We start from the raw sequence: 14,632 nt of genomic DNA, 5'->3' as shown, positions 1-14,632 counted from the left end.
TCGCTCACTGACTGGCTACTCGGTCTCCGCCTGGCGCTCCTGGCCCGACGCCAGTGCCTCGCCCGCGTCCTCATCGAACGCGAAGCCCACCCCGTACACCGACCGGATCCACTCCACGCCGTCGCCGCTGGCGGCCTTGAGCTTCTTGCGCAGGTTCTTGATGTGGCTGTCGATGGCCCGTTCGTTCACGTCCAGCGTGTCGCCGTAGGCCAGGTCGAGCAATTGCGCGCGCGAGAAGATGCGCCCGCTTTGCCGCGCCAGCGCCTGCAGCAGGCGGAATTCGCGTGGCGTGAGCGCCACGTGGGCGCCGCGCAGCGTGACCTGCCAGTGCGCCTCGTCCAGCGCCAGCACCGGCGGGCCGGCCTTGGCCGGCGCCTGGGCCATGCCACGCCGCAGCACGGTCTTGACCCGCGCCACCACCTCGCGCGGGGAGAACGGCTTGCAGATGTAGTCGTCCGCGCCCAGCTCCAGGCCGATCAGGCGGTCCACCTCCTCGACGCGGGCGGTGAGCATGATGATGGGCTTGTCCGTGTGGCGGCGCGCCTGGCGCAGCACCGACAGGCCGTCGAGCCCCGGCAGCATCACGTCCAGCAGGGTGAGGTCGGGCGGCGTGGGGCCGGTGAGCCGGGCCAGGGCGCCGGGGCCGTCGGCCACGTGCTCGGCCTCGTAGCCGGCGTGGCGCAGGTAGTCGAGCACGATGTGGGCGATGTCGGTCTCGTCCTCGACCACGAGGATGCGCGCTGTCATGAAGGGTTCTCCAGCAAGGGCAGGGTGAGGGTGGTGCGCAGCCCGCCAAGCGGCGAGGGCTGCGCGGTGATGCGGCCGCCGTGCGACTGCACGATGGCGCGGCAGATCGCCAGGCCCAGGCCCGATCCGCCCAAATCGCCCGTGGCGCGGGCGCGCGACGCTTCGGCGCGGTACAGGCGGTCGAACAGGCGCGGCAGGTCGTGCTCGGCCACGCCGGGCGCGGTGTCGTCGAACTGCAGCACGAGCGAGGGCGCGGGCCCGCTGCGCTCGGTCTGCGCCTGGATTTCCAGCCGGCCGCCGGGATCGGTGTAGCGCACGGTGTTTTCCAGCAGGTTCAGGAACACGCGGTGAAGCTGCTGCGCGTCGCCGCGCACCAGCGGCGGGGGCGACAGGCGGGCGAGCACGGCCAGCCCGTGCGTGTCCACCGCGAGCTCGGCCTGGTCGAATCGCGGCTGCATGGAGGCCACGGCCTCGGCCAGCAGCGACAGCGGGTGCACGGGTACGAGCGCGGAGGGCGCGCTGCCCGCGGCGGCATCCAGGCTGGCGCGCAGGTCGCCCACCAGCTGGATGAGCCGCATCACCTGCCGGTGCAGGCGCAGCGCGGTCTTGTCGTCGAACGGGCGCACGCCGTCCTGCACGGCCTCGATCTCGGCGCGCATCGCCGCCAGCGGGGTGCGCAGCTCGTGCGCCACATCGCCTATCCACTGCCGGCGCGACGCTTCCATGCCGCCCAGCTGCTCGGCCATGTCGTTGAAGGTGAGTGCCAGCCGCGCCAGTTCGTCGTCGCCGTGCACGGCCACGCGCGTGTCCAGCCGGCCCGCCGCCACGCCGCGCGCGCCGTCCACCAGCGCGCCGATGGGGGCGAGCCAGCGGCGGGCCAGCGCCCAGGACAGCAGCAGCGCGAGCGCCAGGCCGGCAATGCCGGTCCACACCACGAAGCCCAACTGCCGGGCGATGAAGGCACGGTCGGCCTCGGTCTCCATGTGCGAGGGCGGGCTCAGCACCAGCTCGCCGATGGGGGTGCCGTCGCTGCCGCGCAGCGGCAAGCGGGCGGCATCGGGCGTGGGGCGCACGCCGGCCACCAGGCGGCCCTGGGCATCGAGCACGCCGAGCCGCTGCGACAGCATGGAGCCGGGCGGCGGTGGCGGACGGTCGCGGCCATCGGAGGCGGTGCGATCGGGCGAATAGCCGTCGGGCGGCGGGCCTTCGCCGGGGTCGCCGAAGTCGGGCGGCGGCGGTGGGCGCTCGCGAAAGCCGCCGCCGCGGCCCTCGTTGCCGGCGGTGGTGTTGTCGCCGCTGCGGCCGTTCGGGCTGGCTGCGTCCTGGGCGCTGCTGCGCAGCGCGGGACTGTCGCCGGGGCGGCGCATCTCGCGCCACAGCTCGGGCTGGGTGCGCAGCGTCTGCCAGCCGCCATGCAGCAGGTGCATGCGCTGCAGCCGTGCGGCCAGCCAGTCCATGCGGGCCAGCTCGATCTCGGCCACGTACGGGCCCAGCCCGCGCTGCAGCCCCAGGCGCGAGAACCCCACGAAAAGCAGCAGCAGCACGGCCAGCAACAGGGTGAGCGCGAGGAAGGCTTTGCTTTGCAGCGTGAGGCGGGGCATGGGCGGCTGGTCGGGGGTCAGCGGGAGGGGGGCGGGCCGCCAGCGCCTGGAGGGGGGCCGCCGGCGGGCATGGCCACGAGGGTGCCGTTCATTGTGCGGCATGTGCCGGGCAGGGTCTTGCCGTCCGGCATGGTCAGCGTGACCGAGGCGCCTTCGGTCTGGCCTTTGCAGGCGGTGTAGGCCTCGGGCGGCGGGCCGGGGGGCTGCCCGCCCGGCGCGCCCTGGGCCAGGGCGCCGCAGGTGAAGGCGGCGAGGGACAGGCCCAGGCAGAGGCCGGCGAGGGTGATGGTCGTGTGGCGGGGAGGGTGCATGGTGTCACGTGCCTTTCTGGCGGGGAGAAGAAGGCCCGGGGCCGGGCCCAGGGGCAGGGAACACACCGGGGCAACGGCCCCGGTGGCGCTCAGGCGGCGATCGAGATCGTGATGGCGGCGGTGTAGCCGCCGCTGCCGTTGCTTTGCATGGTCACCATCTCGAGGTCGGTGCCGTCGCTGAACACGTTGTCGGTGGCGAAGGTGATCGCCGCCAGGTTGGACACGCTGGCGCTGTAGCCCGAATTGGCCGTGTAGATGGAGCGCAGGGTGTCCGTGGGGAACGCGAGCTGGGTGGTCTTGACCTTGTTGCTGGCCGTGGTGGCCACCGACAGGCTGGGATACACCTCCAGGTGCATGTGGGGCATGCGCCCGGCGTAGCAGCCCGGCACGATGGTGGTGAAGGTGACGGTGCCGCTCGCATCGGTGGCCTGCACGCCGCGCAGGTAGTTGGCGGCGATGCTGCGCTCGGTGTAGACCGAGTAGTCGCCGCCCTGCGAGCAATGCCACAGGTAGATGGCATAGCCCTGCAGCGCCGCGCAGCTGGCACGCGTGTTGGTGAGCGTGATGGCGATGGTGAGCGGCACGCCGCCCACGGTGGTGGACGCGCCGATGTTGCTGCGGATGTCCTGGCGCACGATGCCGCTGAGCGCGAGCACGTTGTAGTTGGAGTTGCTGGCGTTGGAGCCGTCGGCGGGGTAGGGGCCGGCGGTTTCCTCGGGGACGACGGAGCAGGTGGTGTCCGTGCCGGTTCCCGTTCCGGTGCCAGTACCCGTACCCGTGCCGGTGCCCGTGCCCGTTCCTGTCCCGGTTCCAGTGCCCGTCCCGGTGCCTGTCCCCGTGCCCGTCCCGGTGCCCGAATTGTCGGCCACGGCGTCGGAGCCGCCTCCGCCGCAGCCCAGCAGGGTGGCGATGCCCAGGGAGCCGATGGTGCCGAGTGCCAGGCGCCGCCGCTGGTCCGCGGTGGATGCTGCGATGTCAGCGGCTGCGGTGGCCAATGGGGTGGATGTGTTCATGGTTCCTCTCCTTTTCCTTCGTTGGGGATGGAGGAACTTTGCAATCCAATTGAGGAGAAATTGAGGCGGTGCGCGCCTTTCTCCCCGTCAGGCGGGCGGTGCATGTTGCTATTGTTTTGATAGCGAAATGCCCTAGTGGTCCATGCGCTGGAGGCCTTTTTCGCCTCCAGTGTGGCCGGCCCGCCCCGGCCGGCGCGCCGTTCACGCCGCGGCGAACGCCTGGGCGATGTCCTGCGTCACCGCGAGGAACCGGTCCACGTCGGCCGTCGAATGGCAGTGCAGCGGCGAGACGCGCACCGCGCCCACGAGGCCGAACGACTCCAGCATGCGGCGCGAATACAGGCTGGAGGCCGAACGCTCGTACACCGTCACGCCGCGTGCGCCGTACTCGCGCACGGCGCTGGTGCAGTCCAGGTGCGGAAAGCCGATGCCGACGATCAGGTCGCGCCGGGTGAGGTCGGGGTGGTCCAGGAACACCTCCACGCCCGGCATGGCGCGCAGCCCGGGCACCGCACCCGCGCCGTCGCCGCCGTTCAGCAGGCGCGACAGCAGCGCGCGTTCGTGCAGTTCGATGGCCTCGATGCCGGCTTCGAAGCGCGCCCGCCGGTCGCCAGGGGCCGCATCGCCGGCGGGCCCGCCCTCGGGCGCCTGCGCGCCGAGCCAGCACACGTAGTCCACGATCTCCGTCACCACGGCGAACTGCCACGGCGCAGTGCTGCCCAGGTCCCAGAAATCGGCGGGCTTGGCCGACAGCTTGTGGTGCGGCAGGGCGGCCGCGCGGTCGGACAGCCAGGCGAAGCCCGAGCCCCGGCAGCCGAAGAACTTGTAGGGTGCGATGTTGATGCCGTCCACCGGCGTCTTCTGCAGGTCGATGAGGCCGTGCGGCGCGTGCTGCACCGCGTCCACCAGGATGTACAGGTCGGGCTGGATGGCGCGGGCCCGGCGCACGATGGCCTCCAGGTCCAGCTTGGCGCCGGAGATGTTGGAGGCGTGGATCACGTTGAGCACGCTGGTGCCCTCGTCCACCAGGGCCACGATGGCGTCCACGTCCACGCCGCCAGTGGCGCGGTTGCTGGGCGCCACGCGCAGCTCGCGGCCCATTTCGCGGGCGTAGCGCTCCATGGCGTCGTACGACGAGGGGTGCTCCAGCACGGTGGTGACCATGTTGGTGCCCGGCACGTTCTGCGCCACGGCCCGCACCATCTCGAACATGGCGCCCGAGGCGGTGAGCGCGGCGTACACGCTGCCGCCCGTGGCGTTGAGCAGCAGCCGCACGTCGGCCACGCCGGCGGCCTGGATATCCTGCAGCTCGCGCGCCGTGGCGTGGATGCGCTCGGTGTTGTCCGGCACGGCATCGATCTGCGCGAAGCGCTCCACCGCCGCCTTCAGCCGGAACGAGCCGCCCGCGTTGTCGAAATACAGCCGCTCGTGGCCGTGGTGGTCGCGCTCCACCTGCAGGAAACGCTTTCGCACCTCGCGCATCAGGGCGTCGGGGAAGAGGCGGCCCTGCGGGTAGGGTGTGGTGTTGCGGTGGCCTGCCATCACACGCCCTTGTTGCTGGGGTTGCGGAAGGCTTCGCGCACGGCGTCGGACATGGGGAAGTTCAGGTTCACGTTGCTCGGCGGGATGGGCTGGGTGAACCAGCGCGCGTACAGCCGCTCCATTTCGCCGGAGCGCATCAGGCCGGTCACCGTCTGGTCCACCAGGGCCTGGAACTGCGGATCGTTCTTGCGCAGCATGATCCCGTAGGGCTCCTGGCGCAGCACCACATCCTTGAGGATGCGGAAGTCGCCCGGGTTGGGCGCGGTGGCGATCAGGCCGGCCAGCTGCACGTCGTCCAGCACGTAGGCGGCGGCGCGGTCGCTGGCCAGCAACAGGAAGGCGTCGGCCGTGTCCTTGCCCGAGATTTCCTGCACCTCCAGGTTCTCGGCGCGCTTGTAGGTGCGCAGCAGCTGGATCGACGTGCTGCCCGCCACGGTGGCCACCGTCTTGCCGGCCAGGTCGGCCAGCGACTGGATGCCGGAGTTCTTCTTCACCGCCACGGTGATGTTGGTCACGAAATGGCTGGGCGCGAAGTTGACGTGCTGCTGGCGCACGACCGAATTGGTGGTGGTGGCGCAGTCCAGGTCCACGGTGCCGTTTTGCAGCAGCGGAATGCGGTTGAGCGAGTTGAGCAGGGTGTATTGCACGCGCAGCGTGGGCAGGCCGAGCTTGGCCTTCACCGCCTCGGCGATCTTCAGGCAGATGTCGTTGGAAAAGCCGATGGGGTCGCCGCTGCCGGTGGGCTTGTACGAAAACGGAATGGAGCTGTCGCGGCTGCCGATGATGAGGGTGCCGCTCTCCTTGATCTTGCGCAGGGTGTCGATTTCCTGGGCGCTGGCGGCGGTGGACAGCAGGGCGGCGCAGACCGCCAGGGACAGGGTGCGGCGCAGGGCGAAGGCAAGGGGGCGGGGCAGGCGGTGCATGGCGGGCTTTCGGAAGAGGGCGCTGGGGACCTCGCGTTGGCGAGGGGCTGAAAGGCATTCTCAAAGCGCCGACGCTTTTGAAAAAGCGATTTTTTGTGCTCGAATCGGATGAATGAAAGTGTTCTGAACTCCCCGCCATGATGACCTTCAAGCAACTCGAAGCGCTGTACTGGATCGGCCAGCTCGGCGGCTTCGCGCAGGCGGCCCAGAAGCTGCACACCTCGCAGTCGGCCGTGTCCAAACGGGTGCACGAGCTGGAGCTGCTCTTCGACACGCCGCTGTTCGACCGCAGCCAGCGCACGGCGCGTCTGACCGAAAAGGGCGAGGAGATGTTCGTGCTCGCCCGCAAGCTGCTGCGCCAGCGCGATGCGGCGGTGGAGCAGTTCGGCAAGCCCGGCGTGATCGAGCGGCGCCTGCGCATCGGCGTGACCGAACTCACCGCGATGACCTGGCTGCCCCGGCTGGTCGCCCTGGTGCAGCAGCACTACCCCAAGGTGACCCTGGAGCCCGATGTGGACGGCAGCCTGCCCCTGCGCGACAAGCTGCTGGCCGACGAGCTGGACCTCATCATCGTGCCCGATGCCTTCGCCGATGCGCGCCTGCCGGCCAAGGCGATCGGCCAGGTGGAAAGCGCGTGGATGTGCAAGCCCGGGCTGGTGCCGGCCGGCCCGGTGCGGCTGCACGAACTGGCGCGCCACCGCCTGCTGGTACAGGGCAACGCCTCGGGCACCGGGCGGCTCTACGACGCGTGGATGAAGGAGCGCGGGGTGGAACTGGCCGACGCCATCGTGGTGAGCAACCTCGTCGCGCTCACGGGCCTCACCGTATCGGGCCTGGGCGTGGCCTACCTGCCCCGGCACTGCCTGGCGCCGCTCATCGCGGCGGGCATGCTGGCCGTGATCGACGTGGTGCCCGCGCTGCCCAGCGTGCCCTACGTGGCCATGCACAAGGGCGAGCACCGCAGCGCGCTGGCCGCCTCGATCATCATGCTGGCGCAGTCGTGCTGCGACTTCACGCGGGCCTTCCAGGCGCAGGCCGATGGCGCGGCGTGATGCCCTCGGGCAGCGCGTGCCCGGGGCCTGCTTGCCGCCTCAGGGCCTGGCCGCGGCGAGCGCCTGCTGGATCCAGCCGTCGAAGGTCTTCTGGTGGGCCTTGATCCAGCCGTCGGTGTGGCGCGCCACGTCGGCCGGCTGGTTCTGGCCGTTCTTCATCGCCAGGTTCTGGGCGTTGATGTCGCCCACGGGCAACTGCATCACCTCGAACAGCCGCGCGGCGGCGGGGTTCTTCTCGGCGAAGGCCTTGTTGGCCACGATGCGCTGGGTGTTCAGCACGAAGCCGTAGTTCTTGCCGTCGGGCAGGGCGGTGTCCTGCCCGGCCTGCGCGCCCGGCAGCGAGGACCGCGGCACCTGCAGCCACACCACGTCCTGGCCCGGGCGCAGCACGCCGCTCACCCAGTAGGGCGTCCAGGTGTAGTAGAGGATGGGCTGGCCCTGCTTGAAGCGCGCGATGGTGTCGGCGATCAGCGCCGAGTAGCTGCCCTGCACGTGCGTGACCGTGGCGCCCAGGCCGAAGGCCTTCAGCTGGTGCTCGATCACGCCCTCGCAGCCCCAGCCGGGATTGCAGCCCGTGAGGTCGGCCTTGCCGTCGCCGTTGGTGTCGAAGAGCTTGGCGAGCTTCGGGTCCTTGAGCTGGTCGATGTGGGTGATGCGGTATTTCTCGGCCGTCTTGCGGTCGATCAGGTAGCCCTGCGCGGCGTTCTGCGAATAGGTGCCTTGGCGCCACAGCTTGGCATCGCCGCCGGCGTTCTTGTAGAAGTCCGCGTGCAGCGGGTCCCAGTGGTCCGCCATGAAGGTGGCGTCGCCGTTGGCGATCGCCACGTGGGCGGTGGCGTACTCGATCTCCTTGATGGGCTGCACGTCGTAGCCCAGCTTTTGCAGCGCGCGGCCGACCAGCAGGGTCTGGAAGGTTTCTTCCGCGATGGAGCTTTGCAGCGGCTGCACGCGCACGCCCTGGCCCGGCAGGGCCTGCGCGGCGGCGGTGCCGGCCAGGCCGACGGCCAGGGCGCTGGCGGCCAGCCAGGTGCGGGCGAGGGAGCGCGAGGGGCGGAGGGAAGGGGTGATGCAGGTCATGTCGTCGTCCTTGTTTCTGAAAGGGATGGGCGGGGGCTCAGCGGCCGGCGGTGGCCCATTGGGGGGCGGCGCCGGAGCCGCCTTGCGCGGCAGGCTGGGGCGTTGCCGCATCGGCTGCGGGGGCCGCCGGGGCCGCGTGGTCGCGCCGCGCGGCGAGGCGCCACACCAGGCCGGCCGGGCCGGTCTGCCACCAGTGGCGCACGCCGCGGCGCGGCTGGCCCATGGACTGGGTGATGCGGTCCAGCGTGATGGCCAGCAGCACGATGCCCAGGCCACCCACGGTCGCCAGGCCCATGTCCAGCCGGCCGATGCCGCGCAGCACCATCTGGCCCAGGCCGCCCACGGCGATCATCGAGGCGATCACCACCATCGACAGCGACAGCATCAGCGACTGGTTGATGCCCGCCATGATGGACGGCATGGCCAGCGGCAGCTGCACCTTGGCCAGCAACTGCAGCGGCGAGGCCCCGTAGGCCCGGGCGGCCTCGATCAGGTCGGGCCGCACCTGGCGGATGCCCAGATTGGTCAGGCGCACCAGCGGCGGCAGCGCGAACACGATGGTCACCACCACGCCCGGCACGTTGCCGATGCCGAACAGCATCACCACCGGCACCAGGTACACGAAGGCCGGCGTGGTCTGCATGGCGTCGAGCACCGGCCGCATCACGCGCTGGGCCCGGTCGCTGCTGGCCAGCAGGATGCCCAGGGGCAGCCCGATCACCAGGCAGAAGGCCAGCGAGGTCAGCACCAGCGACAGCGTCACCATGGCCTCGGGCCAGATGCCCAGCATGGCCACGAGCAGCAGCGAGACCACCGTGCCCACGGCCAGCGCGCGCCCGGCGAACTGCCAGGCGAGCACGCCGATCAGCGCGATCATGGCCAGCGTGGGCACGCTGGTGAGCAGACCCTCCACCCAGGCCAGCGTCCCGTCGATGGGCGCGCGCACGGTCTGGAAGAACGGCCGGAAATGCGCCACCACCCATGACAGGCCGTGGTTGATCCACGACTCCACCGGCAGGCTGCCGTCCCACAGCTGGTGCAGGTGAAAGCCGCCGGCCGTGGGGTCGAAGCCCGCGGCGGCATCGCCGGGCGTGGCGCTGGCGGGGGCGTTCAGCCAGTCGGTGTTGCCGGCGTCGCTGGGTGCGGTGGAGGCGGCCCAGGGATCGGCCGCCGCCTCGGTGGCGGGGGCCTGCTGCGCTGCGGCGGCTGGGCTGTCCCAGGGCGAGGCCGAAGCCGCAGGGGGTGCTTCCGCGGCCGGCGTCCAGGGGGTGGACTCGCCGGCCGTGGGGTTGGCGGTGGAATCGAGCGCTGGGGCGGTGGACTGGGTCATGCCGGGCTCCTTTCAGATGGTTCATTGGCGGGCGGGTTGGCGATGGCGGGCGCTGGCGGCAACGGGTCCGGCGGCACGGGCGGTGTGTCGCGGTCGAGAAAGCGCAGCAGCGTGGTCTTGCTGATCGCGCCGCGAAAGCGGCCGCCGTCCTCCACCACCGGTAGCGGGCAGGGCGCCTGTGCCACCTGGCCGAACAGGTCCGCCACCGGCGCATCCACGGGAATGGGCACCACGCCGTCCAGATAGGCGTGCTGCAGGCCCAGCGGGCCCACGTGGCCCTGCAACGCGGCGCGCAACGAGTCGGCCGAGACCGTGCCCAGGTACATCCGCGCCGGGCTCACCACGTAGGCGAAGTCGCGGTCCTGCTCCTCCAGCTGCTGCAGCGCGGCGCGCGAGCCCCGGTCGCGCTGCTCCGACACCACGGTGAGCGGGCGCCGGGCGATGTCGCCGGCCTTGAAGACGGCCGCCGCGTCCACGCCGCGCACGAAGCTGCGAACGTAGTCGTTGGCGGGGTTGCGCAGGATCTCGTCGGGCGTGCCCACCTGCACCACGTAGCCGTCCTTCATGATGGCGATGCGGTCGCCGATGCGCATGGCCTCGTCCAGGTCGTGCGAGATGAAGACGATGGTGCGGCGCTGGATCTGCTGCAGGCGCAGCAGTTCGCTCTGCATCTCGGTGCGGATGATCGGGTCCAGCGCGGAGAACGCCTCGTCCATCAGCAGGATGGACGGGTCCGACGCCAGCGCCCGGGCCAGGCCCACGCGCTGCTGCATGCCGCCCGACAGCTCGTCGGGATAGCTGTCGGCCCAGCATCCCAGGCCCACCTGCTCCAGCGCCAGTGCGGCCTGGCGCTGGCGCTCGGGCCGGGCCACGCCCGCCAGTTCGAGGCCGAACGCCGTGTTGTCCAGCACCGTGAGGTGGGGCATCAGCGCGAACGACTGGAACACCATGCTGATGTCCTTGCGGCGCAGCGCGCGCAGTTGCCGGTCGGACAGCGCGTTGATGTCCTGGCCGTCCACCAGGATGCGGCCCGCCGTGGGCTCGATCAGCCGGTTGAGCATGCGCACCAGGGTCGACTTGCCCGAGCCCGACAGCCCCATCACGACGAAGATCTCGCCCGCCTCGATGGTGAAGCTGGCGTCGAACACGCCGATGGAATGGCCGGTGCGCGCCAGGATGTCCTGCTTGCTCAGGCCCTGGCTGGCGAGTTCGAGCGCGGCTTGCGGCGCATCGCCGAAAACCTTGAACACATGTTCGATGGTGATTTGTTTGGCCACGGTGTGGGTCCTCCCTCGGTTGGAACGGGTTGAACACGCCCCGGCCGCCCAAAGGCGGGCGGGGCTGCGAAGGCTTGCGCATTCGAGACCCTGATGCGGCAGCCGGACCCGGACGCCCAGGGCGCGCGGGAACAGCAGCGAAAGGGTGGGCACCGAGGTGACCGGGATCGGCCCGAATGGCACGCGAGGCGGTGCGCAAGGGCCTGGGGCGTGCCGGGAGAGGTCGGTCGGAGGACTCCCGGGGATCACGCGGCGCCGAGCCCGACGAACGGGCGGGCGCCTTGGGGCATCAGGGCCGAATGGGTCGGCCATGGGCCAGGGGGGAAGCGACCGGGCCTGGGGCCGGGCCGCCGTCTTCCTGGCGGGATCCGCTCCGGTGAAAGCGCCGCGTTGAGGGCCGGAAAGAGCGGATTACCTGCATTGCAGGTTGTAAAACACTCCAAAAGTATAGTTATTGGGTGTTTTTGTGTCAAAAGACCCGGGTTTGCCCGATGTGTTAATCGCGTGCGCAGCAGCGGAGCCGGGTGGATACTGGTTTGCTATGTTTTTGGTAGCAATCAGACCAATGAGTACTAAGGCAAGAGCCCCGAAAGGCCCCTGTTTCAGGGCCTTGCCGGGGCTCGGTGGAAGAGGGCGTGGGCGCTCAGTGCTTTTCGTGCGAAACGTTCAGCAATTTGTCAGTGTAGGCAATGGCGATGGCGCTCAGCAGGAACACCACGTGGATGATCGTCTGCCACATCAGCACCTTCTCGTCGTAGTTGGCGGCGTTGATGAAGGTCTTGAGCAGGTGGATGGAACTGATCCCGATGATCGACAGGCCCAGCTTCACCTTGAGCACCGAGGCGTTCACGTGGCCCAGCCATTCCGGCTGGTCGGGGTGGCTCTGCAGGTTGAGCCGGCTCACGAAGGTCTCGTAGCCGCCCACGATCACCATGATGAGCAGGTTGGAGATCATCACCACGTCGATGAGCGCCAGCACGACCAGCATGATCACCGTCTCGTTGAGCGCCGTGACCTCCACGCCCGGCTTGTAGCCGATGCTGGTGACCAGCGACTGCAGTGCGCCCTGGTGGCCGAACGCGGCCTCGATCAGGTGCCACAGCTCCACGAGGAAGTGCCACACGTACACGCCCTGGGCGGCGATCAGTCCCAGGTAGAGCGGCAGTTGCAGCCAGCGGCTGGCGAAGATCAGCGAGGCCAGCGGGGTGAGGGACTTGCTGCCGTTGCGGGAAGCGGGGGGTTGCGGGAAGGCCATGGGAGGGTTTTCTTGAAAATCGCTAGAAATGAAACTCGCGCGATTCTAGAAGCACCGGCCGCTTGCCTTGTGACAGAAACCCGCCGCCTGCACAGGCGTAGCATCGGAGCCTTTGGCGGCCGCCGGCATCCGTCAGTGGCATGTAAGTGCGGCCCCCGAAAGTACCGCCAAATTATGTTGACTCCAGGAGACAAAACCCATGAGTGCGTCCTCGTCCACGATTGAATCCGTGCTGGTGGAAAACCGCGTTTTCCCGCCCTCCGAAGCCCTGCAGAAGGCCGCGCGCATTTCCGGCATGGCCGGCTACGACGCGCTGTGCGCCGAGGCCGAGCAGGATTTCGAAGGCTTCTGGGCCCGCCTGGCGCGCGAGAACCTGCAGTGGGACAAGCCTTTCACGCGCACGCTCGATGCCTCCAAGGCGCCGTTCTACGAATGGTTCGCCGACGGCCAGCTGAACGCCAGCGCCAACTGCCTGGACCGGCACATCGGCACCCCGGTCGAGAACAAGACCGCCATCATTTTCGAGGCCGACGACGGCACCGTCACCCGGGTCACCTACAAGGAATTGCTGGCCCGCGTGGGGCAATTCGCCAACGCGCTCAAGGCCAACGGCGTGCAGCAGGGCGACCGCGTGCTCATCTACATGCCCATGACGGTTGAGGGCGTGATCGCCATGCAGGCGTGCGCGCGCATCGGCGCCACGCACAGCGTGGTGTTCGGGGGCTTTTCGGCCAAGGCGCTGCAGGAGCGGATCATCGATGCGGGCGCGGTGGCCGTCATCACCGCCAACTACCAGATGCGCGGCGGCAAGGAACTGCCGCTCAAGGCCATCGTGGACGAGGCCCTGGCCATGGGCGGCTGCGACACCATCCGCAGCATCCTCGTGTACCAGCGCACGGCCACCGCCTGCGCCATGGTGGCGGGCCGCGAAAAGACCTTCGCCGAGGCGCTGCAGGGCCAGAGCAGCGACTGCCCGCCGGTGCCCGTGGGCGCCGAGCACCCGCTGTTCATCCTGTACACCAGCGGCTCCACCGGCAAGCCCAAGGGCGTGCAGCACGCCACCGGCGGCTACCTGCTGTGGGCCAAGCTCACCATGGACTGGACGTTCGACCTGCGCCCGGACGACGTGTTCTGGTGCACGGCCGACATCGGCTGGATCACCGGCCACACTTACGTGGCCTACGGGCCGCTGGCCGCGGGCGCCACGCAGATCATCTTCGAGGGCATTCCCACCTTCCCGAACGCCGGCCGCTTCTGGCAGATGATCGAGCGCCACCGCTGCACGATCTTCTACACCGCGCCCACGGCGATCCGCTCGCTCATCAAGGCGGCCGAAGGCGATGCCGCCGTGCACCCCGCACGCTCCGACCTGTCGAGCCTGCGCATCCTGGGCAGCGTGGGCGAGCCCATCAACCCCGAGGCCTGGATGTGGTACCACAAGAACGTGGGCGGCGAGCGCTGCCCCATCGTGGACACCTTCTGGCAGACCGAGACCGGCGGCCACGTCATCACCCCGCTGCCGGGCGCGACGCCGCTGGTGCCGGGCAGCTGCACCCTGCCGCTGCCGGGCATCGCGGCCGCCATCGTGGACGAGGTGGGCAACGACATCGCCAACGGCACGGGCGGCATCCTGGTCATCAAGAAGCCCTGGCCCAGCATGATCCGCACCATCTGGAACGACCCCGAGCGCTTCAAGAAAAGCTACTTTCCCGAAGAGCTCAAGGGCTACTACCTGGCGGGCGACGGCGCGGTGCGCAGTGCCGATCGCGGCTACTTCCGCATCACGGGCCGCATCGACGACGTGCTGAACGTCTCGGGCCACCGCATGGGCACGATGGAGATCGAATCGGCCCTGGTGTCCAAGACCGACCTGGTCGCCGAGGCCGCCGTGGTGGGCCGGCCCGACGACGTGACGGGCGAGGCGATCTGCGCCTTCGTCGTGCTCAAGCGCTCACGCCCCACCGGCGACGAGGCCAAGGCCATCGCCAAGGAACTGCGCGACTGGGTCGCCAAGGAGATCGGCCCCATCGCCAAGCCCAAGGACATCCGCTTCGGCGACAACCTGCCCAAGACCCGCAGCGGCAAGATCATGCGCCGCCTGCTGCGCTCCATCGCCAAGGGCGAGCAGATCACGCAGGACACGAGCACCTTGGAGAATCCGGCCATTCTGGATCAGTTGTCGCAGACCAACTGATCAGAAAGCGCCATCGGCGCGCAGCGGAGCTGCTGCCGGATTCGGGGAGCACTCATGCCGCGCCGCGGCGTGATGTGCTCACCAAAACCCTGCGATCCTGGATCAATTGGCTGAAACCAATTGATCCAGGGGGCCGCCGCAAGGTGGCCCGGCGCGAAGCGCTTCGCAGGGTTTGACGGCACTCATATCGCCGCAGGCGATGTGAGTGGCGGCAAAATCCCTCATCTCGGTGACTAGCGCCAATCGACAGGCCTAAAAGCGCCGATGGCACGCAGACATTCTTTCAGACGTGGGTTTCTGTCCCCATCAA

At 69.6% G+C, this 14,632-nt stretch carries 12 protein-coding genes; 2 read left to right on the top strand and 10 right to left on the bottom strand.

Annotated features, from left to right (window positions below; all coding sequences use genetic code 11):
* Positions 1–15: 15 nt before the first annotated feature.
* From AVKW3434_RS17265 to AVKW3434_RS17240, 6 genes are all read right to left on the bottom strand, one after another.
* The gene (locus AVKW3434_RS17265) at positions 16–747 is read right to left on the bottom strand and encodes a response regulator (protein ID WP_284406817.1); all 732 of its coding nucleotides are present in this window, start codon (positions 745–747) and stop codon (positions 16–18) included.
* A complete protein-coding gene (locus tag AVKW3434_RS17260) occupies positions 744–2,348 on the bottom strand; it encodes an ATP-binding protein (RefSeq protein ID WP_284406816.1) in 1,605 nt (534 codons plus the stop codon). The genes AVKW3434_RS17265 and AVKW3434_RS17260 overlap by 4 nt, the downstream gene beginning before the upstream one ends.
* Before the next feature lie 17 nt (positions 2,349–2,365).
* A complete protein-coding gene (locus tag AVKW3434_RS17255; RefSeq protein ID WP_284406815.1) occupies positions 2,366–2,659 on the bottom strand; it encodes a hypothetical protein in 294 nt (97 codons plus the stop codon).
* An 89-nt stretch (positions 2,660–2,748) separates the two neighbouring features.
* Positions 2,749–3,672, bottom strand: coding sequence for a dioxygenase family protein (locus AVKW3434_RS17250; RefSeq protein WP_284406814.1), 924 nt, complete (start codon positions 3,670–3,672; stop codon positions 2,749–2,751).
* Positions 3,673–3,873: 201 nt separating this feature from the next.
* Positions 3,874–5,214, bottom strand: coding sequence for an aminotransferase class V-fold PLP-dependent enzyme (locus AVKW3434_RS17245; RefSeq protein ID WP_284406813.1), 1,341 nt, complete (start codon positions 5,212–5,214; stop codon positions 3,874–3,876).
* Positions 5,214–6,137: an amino acid ABC transporter substrate-binding protein gene (locus tag AVKW3434_RS17240; protein ID WP_284406812.1), complete on the bottom strand. Its 924-nt coding sequence runs from the start codon at positions 6,135–6,137 to the stop codon at positions 5,214–5,216. The genes AVKW3434_RS17245 and AVKW3434_RS17240 overlap by 1 nt, the downstream gene beginning before the upstream one ends.
* A 140-nt stretch (positions 6,138–6,277) precedes the next feature.
* Here AVKW3434_RS17240 and AVKW3434_RS17235 point away from each other — a divergent pair, with 140 nt between their 5' ends.
* Positions 6,278–7,189, top strand: coding sequence for a LysR family transcriptional regulator (locus tag AVKW3434_RS17235; RefSeq protein ID WP_284406811.1), 912 nt, complete (start codon positions 6,278–6,280; stop codon positions 7,187–7,189).
* 39 nt (positions 7,190–7,228) lie between these two features.
* Here AVKW3434_RS17235 and proX read toward each other — a convergent pair whose 3' ends face one another.
* The 4 genes from proX to AVKW3434_RS17215 all read right to left on the bottom strand — a co-directional run bounded on the left by proX (position 7,229) and on the right by AVKW3434_RS17215 (position 12,128).
* Positions 7,229–8,266 carry a glycine betaine/L-proline ABC transporter substrate-binding protein ProX gene (gene proX / locus AVKW3434_RS17230; protein WP_284406810.1) on the bottom strand — a complete coding sequence of 346 codons (1,038 nt, stop codon included), beginning with the start codon at positions 8,264–8,266 and terminating at the stop codon, positions 7,229–7,231.
* 37 nt (positions 8,267–8,303) lie between these two features.
* Complete coding sequence (gene proW / locus AVKW3434_RS17225; protein WP_284406809.1) at positions 8,304–9,596, bottom strand: glycine betaine/L-proline ABC transporter permease ProW; 1,293 nt, start codon at positions 9,594–9,596, stop codon at positions 8,304–8,306.
* The gene (gene proV / locus AVKW3434_RS17220) at positions 9,593–10,873 is read right to left on the bottom strand and encodes a glycine betaine/L-proline ABC transporter ATP-binding protein ProV (RefSeq protein WP_272564185.1); all 1,281 of its coding nucleotides are present in this window, start codon (positions 10,871–10,873) and stop codon (positions 9,593–9,595) included. The genes proW and proV overlap by 4 nt, the downstream gene beginning before the upstream one ends.
* A gap of 643 nt (positions 10,874–11,516) precedes the next feature.
* Positions 11,517–12,128 carry a TIGR00645 family protein gene (locus AVKW3434_RS17215; protein ID WP_272548342.1) on the bottom strand — a complete coding sequence of 204 codons (612 nt, stop codon included), beginning with the start codon at positions 12,126–12,128 and terminating at the stop codon, positions 11,517–11,519.
* Positions 12,129–12,327: 199 nt separating this feature from the next.
* On the opposite strand from AVKW3434_RS17215, the gene acs reads away from it, so the two are divergent.
* Positions 12,328–14,322 carry an acetate--CoA ligase gene (acs, locus tag AVKW3434_RS17210; RefSeq protein ID WP_284406808.1) on the top strand — a complete coding sequence of 665 codons (1,995 nt, stop codon included), beginning with the start codon at positions 12,328–12,330 and terminating at the stop codon, positions 14,320–14,322.
* Positions 14,323–14,632 lie beyond the last annotated feature (310 nt).

The sequence above is a fragment of the Acidovorax sp. SUPP3434 genome (genome assembly GCF_030159015.1).
GTDB lineage: Bacteria > Pseudomonadota > Gammaproteobacteria > Burkholderiales > Burkholderiaceae_C > Paracidovorax.
Note: the sequence above shows the minus strand (reverse complement) of the source record. Positions and strands in the feature narration are given on the sequence as shown.